Below are 19,381 nucleotides of genomic sequence, written 5' to 3' on the forward strand. Positions count from 1 at the left end.
CTTTACAAGGCCTCGCCCAGTGCAGACTTCATTGAGCGGAAGAACCACCACCCCCCTCCACCCAGCAACAACACCCATACGGCCAAGGCCACGGGGGTTCCCGGCGGTACCGGCATATGCAATACAGTGCTCTGCACCATCAGGACCAGGCAAGCTACGGGGTTGAAAAGGAACCAGTTGTGGAATTTCTCCGGCACCTGGGACAGGGGGTATACGACAGGTGTCAGGTAGAACCAGAGCTGTAGTGCGAAGGCCACCATGGAGCCCACATCACGCCACAGAAAGTGGGCCATGCTCAGCAGCAACGTAAGACCAAAGGTCAGCGCAATCTGGGCCAGCACCAGAACCGGTAGCCAAGCCAGTGACGCGTAAGGCCCCACACCCTGCACCACCGACAAGACAATCAACAGCGCATAGCCAATACCCAGAACGAGCAGGCTACCTCCAACGGACACTGCGGGCAGTATCTCCGCAGGCATAGGCTGCTTGCGCAGAAAGTCCTCGTACGCCGCCAGAGACCCAACCCCCCGGCCAATGGCATCGGTAAAGGGTAGCCAGACTGCAAGCCCCGCCAGAAGGTGCAGCAGATAGCCATTGTTCACGTCCAGCCCGGGCACCCGCACCGCCAGCACCAAGCCAAAAAGGACATAGAAGATAGCCAGCGTGGCTACGGGCTGAACAAAAGCCCAGGCAAAACCCAATACCGAACCGGCATAGCGCGTCTTGAACTCGCGCACCATCCAGTACCGCCAAAGCACCCACAACTGGCGCGCATTGCGCGGCGCTGCCGATGAGACCCCTGTGGAATGGGAAACAGGGCGCGTCATGCTACCGTCCGCAGCCATTCGACCGATTTGGCCACCCCATCCTCGAAAGCCATCGTCGGCTTCCAGAACAGCTCGTTCCGGGCACGCTGAATGTCCAACACATTGACCGGTGGGTCAAAAGGACGCGCAGGGAATACACGCCGTTCTACGGCATGCCCCAACAACTGCTCCAGTGTGTGCACAATATCGTTGACGCTGTGCCCTGCACCACCGCCAATGTTGAATATCCGGGTCTCCCCCTCATGGCGCGCCGCTGCTGCGAACGCATATCCCACATCCGCAGCGTAAACAAAATCGCGCACCACGGACCCGTCCCCCCACACATCCAGCGGTTGCGCATTGAGCGCACGGTGTGCAAAAACGGCAATCACACCTTGGACCCCATGGGGTTGCTGCCACTCACCGTAGGGATTGCTCAAACGCAGAATCCGGCATGGCAGGCCATGCTGTGCCTCCTCGATGCGCAAGTGGTGCTCAATCGCCAGTTTGGTGGCGCCGTAGGCCCCCATGGGCATGGTGGGGTGGGCCTCACACAAAGGCACATACTGCGGCCGCCCGTACACCGCCCCACCGGATGACGCAAACAGCAACTTGGGGCGCGCGGCCTTTTTGCGCAACTCCTGAAGAAGGCGCAAGGTTCCCACCAGATTGGTCTGGACATCCTGGATGGGGTCCTCACTGGCCGTGGCCGGCACCGTGGAGGAAGCGAGGTGAACAATCACGTCTGCCCCCCCCACCACATCCCACCAGGAGGGCAGGTCAAAACAATCTGCCTGCACCTCTCCCCCCAGCCAGGGAGCACTACCCGCAGCCGACAATGACCGGTCTACCGACCACACCTCTGCGCCTTCCGACGCCATGGCACGCCCAATATGGCGCCCCAGAAACCCAGCACCTCCCAGAATCGCGCAACGCATCAGGAAGCCTCCACTTGCTGCTGGGTGCGCGCGTGCAGCAGGGCTGCTTCAAAGTCCTTCGCAACCATGTCCCAAGTCTGCGCCCGCGCAAACTTTTCGGCCCGTGCGCTCAAAGCATGGCGCCGTTCATCGTTCTGCAACAAGTCACAGACGGCATCCGCCAACCCCTCGGGCGAAGACTCCGCCAGAGCGGCCACGTCTTCATTGAGCAGCCATTCCACGTTGGGCCCCCGATTCGAAACCACAGCACAACCCGAAGCCATCAACTCCAGGGGCAACAGCGATGCATTCGTGAGCGACAGAACCAGCGCCACATCGCACTGGCTGTAGAGATCCGGCAGATCATCGAGCGCCACGGTTCCACACCCCAAGTGTGGAAACGGAATGTGATAGCCAGCCGTGTCCCAGCCTGCCAGTACGAACTGGACGTCGGGCATCCGCTCCCACACTGCATTCAGCACCAGAAGTCCTATCTCAAACGCCCTGCGGGGAGTGGGGGGACGCGCGTAGAAGAACACCCGGCGAATCTCCGGCTCCCTGCGCGGCAAGCGCCGGTAACGCTCTAGTTCCACACCAAAACCTATAGCGTGGGTGGTCATGCCATATTCATTCGCCAACTTGCTGGCCAGCCAGCCGCCCGCCGTGATCCCGAAAAATCCAAAGCTGTAAGTATTCTGTGCCAGGACCGACTCCGACCCGACGGGGTAAAAATGCGGCTCGTAGTCCTGTACAAAGTAGAGCTTGTGCTTCGCGCCCGTAAAGGCGCGTACGGTGTAGGCAGTGTCCCATCCCGTAGCAATGGAGAATTCGCACGGCGGCAGATCTTCAAGACCCAACAACACCTGCGCCTGAAGCGGAAAGAAGTGCTTCCGAATGGCCTCGCGGGCCTCCTGCGCATCGTGGTGCATGACGGGCTTGCCGATCACGATACTGGAGGTGTAGCCCATCTGCTCCAGATGCCAGATGGTGCGGAAGATGTTCAGATGGCCACCGGACCCGACATTGAAGTCAGGAATGAACCACAGCAAGGTGCCCGGCTTGGCCTCACCCGACTGGGCAGGCAAGACATAAGGCAGGGCAAAGTCGTAGTGGCGAAAGACATCCACATACCTTCCTGGGCCTTGGCGCAGGCGACGCACCACAGCACGCAGGGCGGCAAAAACGCCTTCCTTGCGCGCCATTTCTTTCACACGCCAAATCTTCTTGGACAGATTCAACGCCATGGTCAGACAGCTCCCGCACGCTGCAATTGCTCATCGCGCGACACCGAGCGCAGCAGCCAAGCGGGCAAACGGTCATGGTGCGTGCCCAGGTATTGTCCCGAAACCCTCGCCATTTCAATGAAGCCCATGTAAATCGCATTTTTACAAAGGCGCCAGCCCTGCAGCCCCCCGCTGCGCAACCAGCCAAGATCCCGCTTAGCCAAGTACAGACCAGACTTCAAAGCCTGCGCCAAGCTGTCCTGAATGCGATAGCCAAAGTAGAGATGGAATGAGCGTGCTTCGTCAAAATTGCGCTGCAACGTCTCCCACACACCGAAATCGTGCGAATGGTAGACCACCGCATCTGGAACAAAGGCCTTCGCGTGCCCCGCCTCAATGGCGCGCAGCGCCCATGTCTGGTCCTCTGCAAATGCCACTTCTGGCAAAGGCAATTGCTCCCACACCGAGCGGCGAATGCATGAATTGTTGCTGGAGAAAAAGTGCAGCCACTGGCGATAACCAGGATCTCTGGCAAACCGGGCGGGGTCTTCAAGGCGAACCACAGACAGCTTGTCACCAAAGCCGGCAAAATGCTGATTCAGCTCACAGTGCGTAACATGCCGCGCTTGGGGATGGGCTCGATGAGGACCAAAAGCCCCCGCGACGCCTGGCTCAGCATCGCAGCCCTGCACCATGTTGTACAGCCATTTGGAGCCCGCAGGTCGCGCGTCTTGCGTGATAAACACCAGAAACTGCCCCCTTGCCATGGAAGCCAGTAGATTGCGGGTACGGCCGTGGCCGAACTCTGCAGCGGGAATGGTCTCTACACGAACACCACGCTGCCGGGCACATTCCACAGAATTATCGGATGAACCGGAATCCACCACGATAACCTCGAATGGCCAAGGTGCTTGCTGCGAGAGCACAGCATCCAGCACTTCACCCAGCAAGGGCCCTCCGTTCTTGACGGGGATCAACACGGAGGCGCGTATTTCAGTCATTGTCTAGGTGCAGCAAGGGCTCGCTCAGGATACGGCGTCATATGCCCTGCGCCTGACAGCGACTCAGGGCGACAGGCCTAGCGATCCGCAAAACCTGCCATTGTACTGTGCACCCTTTGTAATCAGCCCTGCCCGCCAACCCCCAAGGCTCCGGACGCCCGCTAATTTGCTGCAGACTGTTTCGAGAACAAGGCCCTGATCGCAGCACCATCCAAATCCACCCCGTACTTCTTGAAAAGATCCTCCCGGACTTTCTTGCTTCCCTCTTGGCGGCAGTAAGTGACTGCGCGGGTGGGCACGGAAACCGCCACATCTCCCCAGGCCAGCTGGCGGCCTTCACGTTTTTCGTCTACTTTAAAGAGATAGGCAAAATCACCCTCCCGAATCGGACCTACCATTTCACCCTGATTGGTAGTGGCCAGCACACGCAGGACGCTAGCGTCTTCTTCAAAAAGGGTAACCCAACCCAGATCTCCCTGGGCATCAAGCTTGTACACGGATTCCGCCTGCTTGGCCAAATCGTCAAACGATTTCGCACCGGAGGCCACTGCCTGGGCTTGCTTCATCAACCATGCCGCTGCGGGCTCACCCTCAAGGGACTCAGAAGCCGGGAGAATCACACGACTCAACCGCGCCATGGGAGGCACCCTGAAAGCCTGAGGATGATCCTGGAAGAACTGGCGAGCGGCAGTTTCGTCCGCCGGAGGCTTGCAGGCTGGCGCGAGCTTGGTATACACAGCCTGGGCATAAACATCATCAAAACGCTGCGCCTCCTTGCCCTCTTCTCGGGGCTGGCCCATTGCAGCACCTTCCAGCGCTAATGCCCGGACCAAGGCCATTTCCCGCAAGGTGGTTTGCACACCCCAGACGTTCCGGCTGGTGGAGCGCAAATCCACTCGACGGTCCAAATACACGGACAAATCAGCCTTGGTAATGGTTTCACCATTGGCAAAGCGCACCAACGCCTCCGCTGCCCCAGCCGTAGAGACTACGACTGTCAGAGCAACAGCAACAAAAGCGCGGGGCCAATTCAAGTTCTTCGAAAAATGACTCATAGCAATATTTAAGAAGTACACATACTCAAAGGCGCTCAGCGGCACGGTCCCAAAGCGGGCCGTAAATTACATCCACCACGGTATCCACCGAGTTGAGCACTACCAGATCACGTTCACCATCACCATCCAGATCAATCAGCTGCAAGCCGGTGGAGAACCCACTGGTCTTCAACCACCGTGTTTCAAGCACCTTGGCGTCGGCATCAAGACGCTGCAGATAAAGCTTTGCATCTTCACCCCAAACCACGAGATCGTCGGACAACGGCGCTACCGAAACACTGCCGGTCAGAGGGGACTGGATCCATTGGAGTTCCCCGCTTTGCATGTTGATGCGGGCGTTCCGCGAACCCGTCTCCAACGACACATACAGCCAAAGGCCCGACGGTGACGGCCGGGCCTGGCGTGCGATTGCAGCAAAGCTTGCGAGAACACGCGGTGTTGCCAGCAAATCCGCATCAGACACCGCCACTACCTTGCGATCATCCAGACACGCCACCGCAATACCCCCCCCTTGTGTGCCAGGAAGTTTGCTCACGCGCACTGGATGCCACGGAGCCTCGCACCAGCGGGATTTTTTTGACGTAGCGGCCTGGCGATTGTCTTCATACCAGTCGATCCACGACACTTCCTTACCGCTGTAAGGCGTCGCCAGGAATTTGTACTGCCCTTGCGAGGCGTTGACCAGAATCACATCTCGCGGCGCAAAACCCACCACCGCCTGGTGGACACGCACCATGCGCTCACCCTCAATGCGGAAGATATCCAGACTACCTGTGGTCTCCACCGCCGCTGCAACCAAGCTGTCTGACAACCAGATCGCAGAATCTGGGTGATACGCCACCGTTTGGCGATCCAACAGACGCGAGACTCTGCCGTCAATTTTGTGCAACGCCACCTTCCCCTCCTCATGCTCAATCAGCACGAGGCGGCAACCCATGGCAGTGGAACAACGCGCCTCCCCCCCCCACACCATGGGGGCTTCGATCTTGATACGGTCACCCCCACCTTGGGGCACCTGTACGGCCGGGGATGCTGCAGCCCCAGCACCTGCGACTGGCTGCATCTGACAACCCGCAATCATCACCAGGCACGCCACCACACCGAACCAGCGAAAGTGAACAGAACGAGACAATTTCATGAAAACTCCACAAGCAAAAAAAATGGCGCCAGTTTGGCGCCATTTTTTTTGGCAACACCCCAAAGGGTATTGCCAAGTTTTATTTCTTTTGTTGCATGCAGCACCGAAGTGCCACATGCACTAAGAAATATTAGTTGTGCGAACCGAGAACCGATTGCACAGCACCGAAAGCAGGTGCGCTGATCAGGCTGTACGTGAACACGGAACCGCCCAGGGAGAACAGCGACTGACCAGAAGTACCTGGATAGTCAGCTGGCTCAGCAGCCACGGGAGCCCACTCGATGAAACCATCGGTGAAGTTGGCAGGACGACCAGGGATGGTTTCTGGGTTGAAGAACGACAGTTCGGCTTCAGCCAGAGCGAAGTTCACCGACTTACGGTTTTGAGCCGCGTCGTACATGTTGACCGTGTGGGTGCCGCGTTGGTCACCAGTCGACCACACCACGATGCGGGTTTCCAGACCAGCATTCAGAGCGGCGTCAACTGCATAGCGCATGCTGAAAGCAGGCGTAGCCGAAGGACCAGCCGTCACAGCACGTGCACCAGCAACAGACAGCAGGTTCAATGGACCCAGGGTCGTCAGGTCAGAGCCAGTAGCCAGGGTCAGAGGACCGTCGATGACTGGAACGAATGCCACGTCTTGTGCAGTGGTGTTCACTTGGAAAGCATTGGCACCAATAGCGCCCGTGCCCATGCCAGCAGCGGCGTTAGCCACATTGCAAGCGCCAGCAGCGGTGGTGGAAGCAGTGTTAGCACCCACAGCGAACACCAGGTAACCGCGGGTACCAGCCAAGCCGGTGCCGGATTGTTGCGACCAGATGAAGGGCTCGTAGTCCTTGTTGGTCAGAGGGAAGCAACCGTCGGTCACGTGGTTGGAGTTCGCATCAAAGAACGTCCAGAACACAGGCACAACGTTACCGGTTTGGTTGATGATACCCACAGCGGTGGTATCGGTGTCGCCGTTGTGGATCACGTTAGGAACCACGAAACCATTGCTGAACGTACCCACGGTGTACGCCTGCGCCACACCAGCACTCAGCGCAGCGGCTGCAACGGCTGCCATTGCAAATTTTTTCATCTTCTCAGTCCTTAGATAATTGAAGGAAGCTTTCCCACCCTGTGCGGGATCTGCAACCCATCCGTACTCCGTTTGGGTTGATGCAATCTTATACTGATACCTTTGATTTTTTCAACCTATTTCCACGAGAAACCCACTGCATGCTCGTTTGTTGCACTCAAACAACGAAGTATCACTGGGCTGTTGGAAACATGACACTACGGCGCTGCACATGGTGCCACACGCCATCGATGCGGCGCCATTCGTCTTCGGCGACAGCCTCTTGCTTTTTCACGCGCAGCAATGGCAACGAGTAGCGCATCCACACATTGACCAGTGCGCGGTCGCCTTCAATGCTGCGTACGCCACGGACCTCTACGGCGTCAAAGGCAATGCCACCACGCTTGAGGTAGGCCTCGAGCGTTGCATTGGGGTCTTTGGACAGCTCCTCATAGGCCCAAGCGCCTACACGGTCATTTTTCTGAATGAGCCCCCAATACGCTTTTGCGCGCGTTAGAAGTGCTGCTTGGTCATCTTCAGCCGACACCACTGCGCCACCTGTGGCGGCACAGCCCACCAGCACCGCCAAAACCGCAGGCGCTGCCAAGGTCGCGACGAGATGACGACGGGTAACAGGTTTTGTCATGTAAAGAATCTCCTGATTGACTATCTATATATGGGATACGCCACGCTGGCTAGGGCCATAGCAGCCAGGCGCAGTCAGCGCGAAGGTTGCAACTGGGCATCTGGGGGGCGGAAACTCATGGGTTGGGCCTGCAAAGACAAGGAGCGCATGCGTTCGCGCATCTCCGCACTGGCCGAACGCAGTTGATCATCGTCCTCCAGGGCGCGGGGCGTCATTAACACCAGCAGCTCCGTGCGGTTGCGCTGGTTTGACGTGTTGGAGAACAAGGCCCCCAACAATGGGACATCCGCAAGCCCCGGCAACCCGCTACGAGTATTGCTGTCATTTTCACGGATCAACCCGCCCAGAACGATGGACTCGCCGGAACGCACTGCGACACGCGTTTGTATTTGCCGGGTCTGAAAGGACCGCTGTTTTGTCACAACATCCTCTTCACCCACATCGGTGACTTGCTGAGAGATGTCCATGGAGATCAACCCTCCCGCATTGACGGATGGCGTGACGGTGAGCAGTACGCCAGTGTCTTTGTATGTTATGGACTGAGTAATGAAATTACTGCCCGTAGCGGCCGCCGTTGAACTCAGAATGGGTTGTTGCTGACCGACCTGAATATTGGCGGTGTGGTTGTTCAGAACCAAGATAGACGGACTGGACAACAACCGCACTTGCGATTTTGTGGCAACGGCGTTCAGCGTGGCGCGAACTACATCCGCCTTGCTGATGGTGTACGAGAAACCGGGTATTTTGGCGCCTATGCCACTGCTGTTGTTGGAGTCCAGCAGCGCCTCTCCTTGACGCCCCCTGCTAAGACCGTTTTGCAAGTACCACTCAACGCCGTATTCCAGGTTGCCCGTGAGGCTCACCTCCACGATGCTGGCCTCAATCAACACCTGCATTGGAGCCCTATCCAGCTCGCGCAATGCCTGCTCGATGCGGCGGTATTCGGTGCGCGGAGCGCGAATCAGGAGTGCATTGCGCTTCTCGTCCGCAACCACACGCACGTTGCCATCCAATTGACTCGTTGACGTAAGGGATGTGTTGTTCGAAGAAGTTCTGTTTCCGCCAGCACCCAGCGCGGCGTTTAAAGGACTACTGCCCGTGCCGGAGCTGCTGCTATTGCCATAGAGCCCGCTGGAACTGCCCGTATTGCCAGTGCTGCCCGTACCCAGACCGGCGCCCCCCGCCCCCCTAGAGAACTGCGTGGGCGCCGAGCCCGCCGCGACGCCACCCGAGCTGGCTTGCCCGGACTGCCCACCAAAGAGGCCATTGAGCATTTCCGCCAGTTGCAATGCTGAGCCGTTTTGCACCGGATACACAAACAGGCTGGCCTCCAGCGTATCGGTGGGACGGTCCAGGCGACGGATCCAGGTTTCCACTTGGGCCAACAAATGACTGCGCGGCGTGACCACCACCAGGGCATTCAGGCGCTCAACGGGAAAGACGCGAATCAAGCCACCCAAAGGGGTCGCCATCTGGGCGCCGGCACCGCTGGCACCACCACTTGCGGCCGCACCACCTGCAGCACTACCCGACGTGCTAGGCGCTCCCCCCGCAGGTGCGGCACCAGCCCCCCCATAGGGATCGGAGGATTTGTCGGAGCCTAGCATCGCCTGCAGGGCATCCCGTACCACGTTGACGTTGGCGTTTTCCAACACGAACACACCCAGCGACATGCCAGAGAGAAAGTCCACGTCAAACGCTTCTACCATTTCCAGCCAACCACCCAACTGGGCCTTGCTGCCCTGCAGCACCAGCAGGTTGCGCAGGGAGTCCACGTAGACGATGGCCTCACGGGGTGCGATAGGCGCCAGAATCTTGGCCATCTCGGCCGCTGCTATGTGGTTCAAGGGAACGATAACCGTCCCGGCACCCGACAGATCCTTGAATTTGGACGCCCCTACCACCGGGCGCGCGCCTACGGTAACGGTACGCTTGGTCACGTGATAGACCCCCGCGTTGTCGCGGACGATGGCCAAGTCGTGGGGCAACAGCACCGCATCCAGCACATCCAGCACCTGACTGCGCAGCAGCGGCTGGCGCGTATGCAGGCTCACCACCGTTTCGCCACCTGCGTCGATGGTGTAGTTGAGCTTGAGCAGGTCACCTAGCAACGCTGTAGCCAAGTTGCTGACAGTGACATTCTCGAAATTGAGCGCCACCTTGTCGCCCTTGGCAAGCACGGGATCGATTGCAGGCGCCTTGTCGCGCTTGAAAAACTGGTCGTTGCCAGGATATAGCTTGGTGCTGGAAGAAGCATTCTTTTGCGCCTGCTCCTTGGGCGCTGACGCCGCCGGTGCAGGGCTTGGCGCCACTGGCGCAGCCGCAGCTGCAGCTGCAACAGGCTGCGATGGCCCCGGTGCTCCGCCAACTGCAACCTTGGAGTCCGCAACTCCGGACGCCGCAGGACCTCCCTGCGTGCTGGCACAGCCTGCCGCCAGCAATGCGAGCAAGAGGATGGATGGCCGAATATTCATAGAGATAGCTCCAATATTGGGGTACGCCGCTAGGGCTTATTGATTTGTTGCAGGCCTGCGCAGGCGGTCACCGATCGGTCCGGCTTTCACGGCCGCCGCACTTCCCGCTTCCAGCGGGCGCTCTACACGTTGGTCATCAGCTGACACAAAGAGAGCCTTGCGGCCATCAAAGGATTCAACTCGCCAGGGTTTTGTTTCCCCGGTGATCTTGAGGGTGCTGCCATCGGGGCGCTGCAAGATGGCCACACGCTCCTTGCCAGACTCAAATACTGCAGTGAGGCGCGCCTGCAGCAACTCCGTGACCAGACTGGTCTTTTTTTCTTCCACCGCCACCGGGCGCCGCGATGCCCACAACAAAGGGCGCTCCACTGCCTGCTTTGCCCGGACCTTGATCACCGGGGGCATGGGCTCAACCTTTGGAAGATCGGGCCGGCGCGCTTGCGGCGGGTTCCAGCGCTCTTTTTCGGTATGCCACCAGTAAGCGCTCGCAGCCAAAGCTACGGCACCCAGGACGGGGCCGACGTACCAGGGTTTGATCATGGCTTGGCCTTTTCTGGTGCCAAGGGGGCCTCCAGCTGCAAAGACAGGCGTGCATTTTGCGGACCCGCGCCAGAACTTGCCCCCTCACGCGTGATGTTGGCAGTGCGCACCCAGAAAGGAGGGCGGTGCGTCTGAAGACTTTCCATAAAACTCACCAACTTGACCCATTCACCATTCACGGTTGCCGTCAAGCGTATGCGCGCCAGCTTGCCATCCACCCCAGGTTCCAGTGCGACCTGGGACGAAACCAGCGTGCCGCCAGAAGCCATGATCATCTGGCGAAGCTTCTGCTGGATATCGTTTTGAGAAGTTTCGCCAGCAGGGTGCACCAGCGGGGCCACTGTACTGCTTGCTGCGCTGAGCAGGGTTTCGATTTCAGCGCCGGCGTTCACCACCCCTTCCAGGCGTTCGCTGCGGGGCTCCAGTTGTTGCAGGGCGTTGTTGTAACGCGCCCAGAGAGTGCTGTAAATCAGAGCGGCACAAGCCAAGGCGCCAACAAACAGCACCAGCAGCAAAACCACCGAATGACGGCGCCATACATTCATTTTCATGGTTTTGCTCCCTCGCCCCGCCAGCGCATTTCAAACGTGAAGCGCTCTTTATTCAGCGTGCCGTCGCGCACATTTGCCCCGGTGGCGCGCACATCCACCAGGCCAGGCTGGCGCCCTAGATGCCCAATAAGTTCGGTAGCGTTAGCCGTCAAGCCCGTGATCCGGATTTCGCTACCGTTGACTTCGATGCGATCAAGCCAGGTGTCGGTAGGAATAGCGGCGGAAAGCGCATCCACGACACTGGCGAGAGGCAGGTCCGTACTGATGTTCTTGCGAAGCTCTTCCGCCAAGTCTGCCTGGCGGCGCAGTTCATCCATCTTCTGGCGCAAGGGAGCCGCCTTGGGCTCCAGCATGTTGACGTGCTCCACAGCGCGGACCACGGCCTGGCGCTTCAAGACCAGCGGCATGAGTGCCGGCAATGACAATGCTGCGAGCAGGACAAGCACCAGCCCCACCCCCAACCAATCCATCCAACGCTGGCGGTTGTACTGCTTTTGCCACGCCGCTGTACGGACGGGAAGCGCGCGTCCCTGGCGCATCAGATACACAGGGGCATTTTCGGCAAACCCGTGCTGCGTCAATTGCTCGGCCAGGGTGTTGCGTCGGCACATGCCCCACTCCACCATCCAACCACCTTGGGCTTGAGGTTCTGCCCACCATGCCGCCACAATCTGTTCCGGCGGCATGGGAGAGACCCGCCACAGGGCTTCTTCGACGCCGCCTGCCAACGAGCGCCGCGGCATATCCGGCAACTGCACGGTGCCCCAAAGACAGCCGGACTCCGGTACCAGCAGGCTGGAAGCCTTTCGGTTGTTGGCGCGCTTGCGGGCACGGGTTCCAGTGATGGTCCAACGCCCTCCGTCGGACGCAATGGCTGCACTCGCGACTGCAGGCCAGGCGCCATGCTCCATGAGAACGCGCTTGAGATCACCGAAACCCCATGCCATTCGGTCCAGTGTTTTTTGCGCACGAAGAGATAGCTGCCCCCAACCTGTCATGGCTTGAATTCCTGTTCCGGCTTGTTTAAGCGGCGTGTCGGCTCCAAAGAGAGCGTTGTCCAGGGCGTCAGACCACCGGGACGCTCGCTGAGATCGATCCATGCCTCACGCTGCCACCAGCGATCACCTTCAGCCCGCACAAAAGCATTGAGGCGCACTGTCAGACCGCCTCCAGCGCGGGCAGGCGAGAAAAATTCGGCTGCAGCTCCTGTCAAAAGCACGCCAGCCCGCGTTTCCGGTGGGGAGTTGTGAATGCGCGCCCCCAAACCTGGCTGTCCCGTGAGGACGTCGATCAGGGCGGGAGGGGCTGAATCGATTTCGATGCGTTGCTGCCCATTGATACCCAAGTGGGGCGCGATTATCTCATAGAGCTCAGACGTCATTCCCAGGACTGATCTCAGTTCCGACAGGTCATCCAGCGCGCCATTTCGAGGCAGGGAGGGCCAGCCAGCAGCGCGGTATTGGGCAGCCTCAGCCCCGCCCACCCCACCTGGCGTGTCGTCAGGGTCGATGAAGTCCCGCACACGTGAGGTCAAGATGGCAGCCTCCCCCGAGGAGAGCCCTCCAGCTCTTTGAAAGAGCGCCTGCAGCAAAGCTTCGCTGGCGACATTAACGTCTACCAGCCCTCCAGAGGGCGTGATCTCCACCCAGATGTCATTCGACCCCATTGGCAAACGTTGAATGCGGTACCAACTGTCTGCGGTCTTTTCGGTCATCATTCGCTGCGCAGTCAGTTGGATCGCGGCGTCCAGCACGGACTCAGCGCGCAAGCGTTCCAAATCCAGCCCTGCGCGCTGCGTTTGCTGGCGAATCCCCCGTGAACTCGCCATCACCACCAATGACAAGGACGCAACCAGCCACAGCACCAGAATCAGCGCTGCGCCCCGGCTGCCGTGTTTCGACCGCTTCATCACCTTGCCCTCGCGAGAGGGAACACCAGAGGAGGCCAGTCTCCGCGCGCATCGGCAATTTCCACCCGGATACGTGCGGGGTACTGCGCTTTGGCAGAGTCCCATTGCTGAGTCCACTGACCCGTCAGCCCGTCCTGGTAATGCCACTGAAGCGTTCGCACATCCGACAGAAGTGTTTCGCGCAAAGCCTTGCCCCAGTCCAGCGCCATCAGTGCTCCGTCATAAGGAACGGCTTCTACCGACAGATCGACGCGCCCATCGGCATGGCGCAGGGGGCTCATGCGAAATACATAGAGCCCCCCAGCATCCCCCCGCTCCGGCAATGGCGCCACCCAGATCGCACCCGCAGCATTTCCGCTAAAAAAATTCACAAAGATGTTTTCGTCGCGCCGACTCAACAAGCGCAGGGTGTCAAACTTGCGCCCAAGCCATTGGCTGACCACCAACATGCGTTCAGAGCGCTCAATGACACGCTGGTTGCGCTCTTCCGAACGCCCGATGACTCCCACGCCCGCAAACATCAGAGCGACCACTGCGGACGTCACGGCCAATGCGACCAGCAACTCCAACAAGGTAAAACCACGGGAAGTTTTTCGAAAAGAGTGGGTCATGGTGCAGACCTGTAGGGCTTCCATGTGGTCCATGTGACAGCCGTCACTCCATCTTTACTGACCTCTACGGTCACCCTTGCCGCACGCACAGGTGGCCCGGCCACCGGGCGACCACTCTCGTCCATCATTTGGACCGGTTCGGGCGCCACCTGAATCCGCCAATTCCAATCGCCTGCCCGCCCGGAATCCTGTCGCATCAAATCCTCTGCAAAGGTTCCAGCAGCCACTGCCGACCTGGCCACGAGAGAGGCCTCCACCCGGGCCTCCACATCCACCACATTTTTGGAGCCTTGCCCCACGCTGCGGTAAAGACTTGCCAGCGCGATGGAAGCAATTGCCATGGCGACCAAGGCCTCCAGCAAACTGAACCCCCGTTGATTCCGTGGCGCTCGCCTGAATGACTTAAAAATAGGATCAATCAGGGGCAACAGACAGCACGTCACGGTCATGACTGGGCCGCGACCATGGATTGCTCCACCGTCCCAAGGAGCCAGTTCACGCGAAAGCTGACGCCCTGCCCACCTCTTAGCACTGCAAGCCGCCCGCCACGTGCGCCGCCGTCGGAATTGAACACAAAAATAGGTTCTCCCACGGCAGTTGCAGTTTTGCCAGTCCGCGAATTGCGTTCAATCGCTTCCCACTGGACCACCAGTGATGCAGGCACCTCCAGGGCCAGGCGCCCGTCAACCACCAGCCTGCGAATGTCTGACTGGTAGGTCACGGTCACCGAACGGCCTTCCTGGACGCTGAGCGCACGCGCTTTGTTCAATTGGCTGGAAACATCCCTTACCGTCTGGTTGTAGCGTGACCGCTCCATGTACGCCTGCCCGCCCGCCCCTACCACGGAGACAGTAATGGCAGCCAGCACCAGCACGACCAGCATCTCCAACAACGTGAAGCCACGGATGCGGAGGTCTGACGCCAACAAAGGGCGGCTCATGCGAAACAAGTCACCAGACGGCACTGGGGAGTGGAAAGCGCAACAGAGCGTCAGTTAAAAACGTCCGCGTTCTCACCGTCACCGCCCGGCTTGGCGTCGGACCCCAGAGAGAACACGTCGGGCCCGCCATTGCGTCCCGGGTTTTTGTACAAATAGGCGGCACCCCAAGGATCAGAAGGCAGGCCCTTCTTCAGGTAGGGACCATTCCATCCCTGGGCCGTTGCAGGCCGCTCTGCCAGGGCACGCAGCCCTTCCGCATCATTGGGATAACGGCCGACATCCAGCTTGAAAAGGTCCAGACTCTGCTCAATTTCCGAGATCTGAATGCGGGCCGTCTTGGACTTGGCACCGCCGAGTTGATCAAGCACCTTCGGGCCCACCAGCCCGGCAAGCAACGTCAGAATCACCAGAACCACCAGCAACTCAATCAGCGTGAAGCCCGAGGAACGCTGCGCTCGCGCCATTGCTTTGTGTTCAAAATTCACTACATTCATTTCAAAATCTCTCAAATAATCCAGAATCAAATTGTGTCGTTGATCGACAAAACGCCACCCAGAATCGCAATAATAATGAAGGCAACCAAGGCCCCCAAAACAATAATAATCAAGGGCTCCATGGCTGCCAAAACACGCCCCATGGTACGCCGACCTTCATCCTCGTAACGATCTGCCAAACCCAGCAGAGTAATATCAAGCTGCCCTGTTTCCTCAGCAACCCGAATAAGCTGCGGGGTGCTGGATTTTCCGAAGTAAGGAGAGACAAACCCTGTGGAAAGTCGTTTGCCTGTTTTTACAATGCCCACCAGAGGTTCAATATCCTTGCGCAATGCGGTATTGGTCAGTGTGTCCACAGCAATGCGCAACGCATCCACCATGGGTACACCCCGCTGCAGCAAGATGCCGAAGGTGCGGAAATAAATAGCAAACTGCAGATTCCGCAACACCTTGCCGAACAGGGGAAGGTCCAACAGCACACTGTCAACGCGCAACCGCCCCGCAGGCGTCGCGCCCCAGCGGGAGCCCAGGAACAAGACCACCGTCAAGCCTAACAGGATTGCCATCCAGTGCGAGCGGATCAGATCACTGAGATCGACCACCAAGCGCGTGGAGTAAGGCAGTTTGTCGCCCATGGAATCAAAAATTTCCCGAAATTGGGGAACCACAAATGCCAGGAGCATCACGACGGACAGCACCGCAACAATCAGCAAGATGACGGGGTACGTCATGGAGGAAATGACGTAGTTGCGAAGCTTGTCCTCTGCCTCCAGTTGCACCGTGAGTTCTTTCAGAACCACATGCAGCGAACCAGAAGTTTCCCCCGCCCGAATCAGAACCAGATATTGGCGCCCAAGATCCCGCTCAAACGGCAGCAGCGACTGGTACAGAGACTTACCGCCACGCACCCCTTCCTCGACCTTGGCAATGAAGGCTTTCAGCCGCTCCGTGTTGGCCGTCTCCTTGAGCATGACCAGCGCCTTGTCCAGCGGCATGTTGGCCTGCTTGAGGTGGGCCATCTCGCGGCTGAACAAAAGGATTTCGCCACGTTTGAGCTTGCCTCCCCGGCTTTGCGGCTCATCTTGGGCAACTGCTGCCGACTCGTCTGCAATACGAACCGGCGTCACGCCCTGCCCAATGAGTCGCAGTCGCGCGGTCTCCACGTTCAGCGCGCGGATCGTCCCCTGGCAGGCCTTGCCATCGGACGTGATTCCATCGTATTGAAATTCAATCATTTTGACGCGCAACGCGCAGGACTTCTTCCGCAGTCGTCAGACCTTTGAAGACCTTGGTGGCGCCATCCTGCAACAAGTTCCCCCCGGCATAGGCGCCATCTCCGCCCCCCAACGAAGAACCTCTTTCGAGCACCACTTTTTTTACGTCTTCTGACATTACCAGCAATTCATGAACAGCCAACCGCCCTCGGTAGCCGGTCCCCCGGCATGCAGAACAACCGACGGACCGATAGATGACCTGGCCCTCCTCCATGGCCATGCCCAGGGAGGCTGCGGCAGCCTGCGCCTGGTCCGGCAGCAACGGCGCTTTGCATTCCTCACACAGCTTGCGCACCAGGCGCTGCGCCAGCACGCCAATGACGGACGCCGTGATCAGATAGGGCTCCACCCCCATGTTGATGAGCCGCACGATGGCCCCGAGCGCGCTGTTGGTGTGCAGGGTGGACATGACCAAGTGGCCCGTCAATGCCGCCTGGACCGCAATTTCAGCGGTTTCGCCATCGCGCATTTCCCCGATCATGATCACATCAGGATCCTGGCGGAGAAAGGATCGCAGCACCTTCGCAAAGGTCAGCCCGATCTGGGGCTGGACCTGCACCTGGTTGAGCCATTGCAGCCGGTACTCCACCGGATCTTCCACCGTCAGAATCTTGAGGTTCTCTCCCTCCAGTTCCTGCATCGAGGCATACAGCGTGGTGGACTTCCCGGAGCCTGTGGGACCTGTCACCAGAAAGATCCCATGCGGCACGCTGAGCAGCTGACGCATGGTTTTCAAAGTGGGTGGCGTGAAGTGCAGGCTCTCCAACGAGAGCAGGTCGAAGTTCTTTTCCAGCAAGCGCATGACGACCGATTCGCCAAACATGGTGGGAATGGTGGACACGCGAGAGTCCATTTCCTTGCCATGCACGCGCAGCTTGGTGCGCCCGTCCTGCGGCATCCGGCGTTCCGCAATGTCCAGCTGCGAAAGGATCTTGATGCGGGACACCACAGCGGGGGCATCCTTGTTATCAATCTCGTCAATGGGGTACAGCTCGCCGTCCACCCGTATCCGGACCACCGATTTTTCTTCGTAGGTTTCGATGTGAATGTCGGAGGCCTGGGCCGCCACGGCCTGGGAGAGGATATGGCTCACGCGCTGGATGATGGGGGCCTCCGAGGCCATGTCCCTCAGATGCTCGATGAATTCCGAAGCCTCGAACTGGTCCGCAACGGCTTCTCCTTCCGGCTCCGACTCTTGGACGTACCAAGCATTGAGCTGACTGGATATTTCAGACTCCAGGCCAAAAAAGACCCTGGGCACATCCCCAAAGACCAGGCGCAATGCATCGCGCAATGCCGCGCTCTTCGGATCTACCGATGCGAAATCCGGCGTGGACTCAGCGTCCTCTGCATTTCCCAAAGGAAGCAGGTTGTTGGCCAGCAAAAAGCTGGTGTTCAGTCGCGAAGTTTCCGGCTTTTCCTTCGGGAAAGCGTCCTGACGCACCAAAGGCAATCCGGCCTGCCGGGACAGTGCGGAGTAGACATCCAGCTCAGACACCAGCCCCAGACTGATCAGCAGGCGCCCCAGGCGACCGCCCATGGAACGCTGGACCTCTAGCGCCCTCTCCAGGTCATTGCGCGACAACTTCTGGTCCGCAAGGAGCATCTCACCGAGCCTGGGCGCAGCGATATCGACGCTTTCCACTTCACCAATTTCAGCCGAGAGCTTCATTACCAACGCCTTTGAACATTCTTCCAACCACCCAATACCCGGGCCCGACTTGTCTCACTCGGACGGAGTGAATCACTTGAACCACAGCAAACAGCGGCTTAATCGATCCAATTCGGGGCCCACATAATATTCGCGATACCCAAAAATTCTCGCCCTCAGAGGCCCATCCCTCCACGCAAGGTATTCTGACACGTAGCCTTCATCCAGCCCCAAGGCGCGCAATCGCAGCTGCAGCGCCTGCGCCTGCAGATAGGTAGCCCCACCCAGCACCCGGACACGCCGGACGATCCCCTGGCCATTCGTCAACAGCCGGAGCAAACGCGTCCTCAGGCTACGATCCTTGGCGCCTACCTGGTTGGCGCCATGCTGGCGATACAGGATCAGCGGGGTTGGCACAAAACGCCTATGGCCGCTTCCACTCACCAGGCCACACCACCAGTCGTGCATGATGGTTTCCTGCGGGAGGGGCAAGGCCATTCGCAACAGGGTGCGGTTCACCATCATCGTGCACCCCGTCACCTGGTTCACGCTGAGCAGCGAAAGTGGCGAGCACTGCAGAGGGTCCATACGCTGGTATGTGGCGAAGGACTCCGAAATCACGCCCAAGTGCTCATCCACCACCGTCAGGTCGGAGTGCACCAGACAAGGCAATTCCGCACCACCCTCTTGCTCCATTCGCACCATTTCTTGGAGACACAGCTCGATTTTCGGAGGGCGCCAGACATCGTCCTGGTCCGAGAAGGCAACCCAAGCCGCCACACCATCATGCAGGCTGGCCACCATGAGATTCTCAAAGTTTCGGACCAGCCCTTGCCCATGGTGGGGATTGGGTACAAGTACCAAACGCTCTCCAAAGCGCACCCGGTAGCTCTCCAGGATGGCAAGCGTGTCATCCGAAGACCCGTCATCGCTGACGAGGAGGCGGAAATTCTGGTGGGTCTGGGCCAACAGCGAATCGAGCTGGGCACGGAGATACTTCGCCCCGTTGTACGTGGCCAGCAGCACATCCACCAGCGGTGACTGCGAGGGGGCAGCCCCGCCCGCCCCTCCGCGTGAGGCCAATCGATGAGTCG

Annotated in this window: 20 protein-coding genes; all 20 read right to left on the minus strand. The window is 59.1% G+C overall.

All coding sequences use genetic code 11. The annotated features are described in order from the left end of the window. Window positions 1-2 precede the first annotated feature (2 nt). The 20 genes from C8C93_RS16475 to C8C93_RS16570 all read right to left on the minus strand — a co-directional run bounded on the left by C8C93_RS16475 (window position 3) and on the right by C8C93_RS16570 (window position 19,319). A complete protein-coding gene (locus tag C8C93_RS16475) occupies window positions 3-827 on the minus strand; it encodes an ABC transporter permease (RefSeq protein ID WP_055396791.1) in 825 nt (274 codons plus the stop codon). Then, window positions 824-1,744 carry an NAD-dependent epimerase/dehydratase family protein gene (locus C8C93_RS16480; RefSeq protein ID WP_121507605.1) on the minus strand — a complete coding sequence of 307 codons (921 nt, stop codon included), beginning with the start codon at window positions 1,742-1,744 and terminating at the stop codon, window positions 824-826. Before C8C93_RS16480 ends, C8C93_RS16475 begins: the two co-directional genes overlap by 4 nt. Next, window positions 1,744-2,967, minus strand: coding sequence for a glycosyltransferase family 4 protein (locus C8C93_RS16485; protein WP_199727038.1), 1,224 nt, complete (start codon window positions 2,965-2,967; stop codon window positions 1,744-1,746). The genes C8C93_RS16480 and C8C93_RS16485 overlap by 1 nt, the downstream gene beginning before the upstream one ends. 2 nt (window positions 2,968-2,969) lie before the next feature. After that, a complete protein-coding gene (locus C8C93_RS16490; RefSeq protein WP_233559454.1) occupies window positions 2,970-3,926 on the minus strand; it encodes a glycosyltransferase family 2 protein in 957 nt (318 codons plus the stop codon). 182 nt (window positions 3,927-4,108) lie between these two features. Continuing rightward, the gene (locus C8C93_RS16495; protein WP_233559456.1) at window positions 4,109-5,002 is read right to left on the minus strand and encodes a peptidyl-prolyl cis-trans isomerase; all 894 of its coding nucleotides are present in this window, start codon (window positions 5,000-5,002) and stop codon (window positions 4,109-4,111) included. A gap of 25 nt (window positions 5,003-5,027) precedes the next feature. Then, entirely contained in the window at window positions 5,028-6,140 is a 1,113-nt protein-coding gene (locus C8C93_RS16500; protein WP_147433776.1) for a VCBS repeat-containing protein, read from the minus strand. Window positions 6,141-6,270: 130 nt separating this feature from the next. Next, a complete protein-coding gene (locus C8C93_RS16505; protein ID WP_121507608.1) occupies window positions 6,271-7,218 on the minus strand; it encodes a hypothetical protein in 948 nt (315 codons plus the stop codon). A gap of 172 nt (window positions 7,219-7,390) precedes the next feature. Further along, window positions 7,391-7,843 carry a hypothetical protein gene (locus C8C93_RS16510; RefSeq protein WP_121507609.1) on the minus strand — a complete coding sequence of 151 codons (453 nt, stop codon included), beginning with the start codon at window positions 7,841-7,843 and terminating at the stop codon, window positions 7,391-7,393. A gap of 74 nt (window positions 7,844-7,917) precedes the next feature. Continuing rightward, window positions 7,918-10,317: a type II secretion system secretin GspD gene (gene gspD, locus C8C93_RS16515; protein ID WP_121507610.1), complete on the minus strand. Its 2,400-nt coding sequence runs from the start codon at window positions 10,315-10,317 to the stop codon at window positions 7,918-7,920. 36 nt (window positions 10,318-10,353) lie between these two features. Further along, on the minus strand, window positions 10,354-10,857 hold the full coding sequence (locus C8C93_RS25440) for a hypothetical protein (protein WP_233559458.1): 504 nt from the start codon (window positions 10,855-10,857) through the stop codon (window positions 10,354-10,356). Continuing rightward, a complete protein-coding gene (gene gspM / locus C8C93_RS16525; RefSeq protein WP_199727039.1) occupies window positions 10,854-11,408 on the minus strand; it encodes a type II secretion system protein GspM in 555 nt (184 codons plus the stop codon). Before gspM ends, C8C93_RS25440 begins: the two co-directional genes overlap by 4 nt. Continuing rightward, on the minus strand, window positions 11,405-12,406 hold the full coding sequence (locus C8C93_RS16530; protein WP_121507611.1) for a PilN domain-containing protein: 1,002 nt from the start codon (window positions 12,404-12,406) through the stop codon (window positions 11,405-11,407). Before C8C93_RS16530 ends, gspM begins: the two co-directional genes overlap by 4 nt. Beyond that, a complete protein-coding gene (locus C8C93_RS16535; protein ID WP_121507612.1) occupies window positions 12,403-13,317 on the minus strand; it encodes a general secretion pathway protein GspK in 915 nt (304 codons plus the stop codon). Before C8C93_RS16535 ends, C8C93_RS16530 begins: the two co-directional genes overlap by 4 nt. Beyond that, complete coding sequence (locus tag C8C93_RS16540; protein WP_121507613.1) at window positions 13,317-13,928, minus strand: prepilin-type N-terminal cleavage/methylation domain-containing protein; 612 nt, start codon at window positions 13,926-13,928, stop codon at window positions 13,317-13,319. The genes C8C93_RS16535 and C8C93_RS16540 overlap by 1 nt, the downstream gene beginning before the upstream one ends. Next, complete coding sequence (locus C8C93_RS16545; RefSeq protein ID WP_055396819.1) at window positions 13,925-14,377, minus strand: prepilin-type N-terminal cleavage/methylation domain-containing protein; 453 nt, start codon at window positions 14,375-14,377, stop codon at window positions 13,925-13,927. Before C8C93_RS16545 ends, C8C93_RS16540 begins: the two co-directional genes overlap by 4 nt. Continuing rightward, window positions 14,374-14,868 carry a GspH/FimT family pseudopilin gene (locus tag C8C93_RS16550; protein ID WP_121422234.1) on the minus strand — a complete coding sequence of 165 codons (495 nt, stop codon included), beginning with the start codon at window positions 14,866-14,868 and terminating at the stop codon, window positions 14,374-14,376. Before C8C93_RS16550 ends, C8C93_RS16545 begins: the two co-directional genes overlap by 4 nt. Window positions 14,869-14,918: 50 nt before the next feature. After that, a complete protein-coding gene (gene gspG / locus C8C93_RS16555; protein ID WP_055396821.1) occupies window positions 14,919-15,362 on the minus strand; it encodes a type II secretion system major pseudopilin GspG in 444 nt (147 codons plus the stop codon). A gap of 26 nt (window positions 15,363-15,388) precedes the next feature. Continuing rightward, window positions 15,389-16,597, minus strand: a complete 1,209-nt coding sequence (locus C8C93_RS16560; protein ID WP_121422233.1) for a type II secretion system F family protein — start codon at window positions 16,595-16,597, stop codon at window positions 15,389-15,391. Then, window positions 16,590-18,308: a GspE/PulE family protein gene (locus C8C93_RS16565; protein ID WP_199727040.1), complete on the minus strand. Its 1,719-nt coding sequence runs from the start codon at window positions 18,306-18,308 to the stop codon at window positions 16,590-16,592. Before C8C93_RS16565 ends, C8C93_RS16560 begins: the two co-directional genes overlap by 8 nt. Before the next feature lie 72 nt (window positions 18,309-18,380). Beyond that, window positions 18,381-19,319 carry a glycosyltransferase family 2 protein gene (locus C8C93_RS16570; protein WP_233559460.1) on the minus strand — a complete coding sequence of 313 codons (939 nt, stop codon included), beginning with the start codon at window positions 19,317-19,319 and terminating at the stop codon, window positions 18,381-18,383. Between the last annotated feature and the right edge of the window lie 62 nt (window positions 19,320-19,381).

The organism is Acidovorax sp. 93 (genome assembly GCF_003633835.1).
Lineage (GTDB): Bacteria > Pseudomonadota > Gammaproteobacteria > Burkholderiales > Burkholderiaceae_C > Acidovorax > Acidovorax facilis.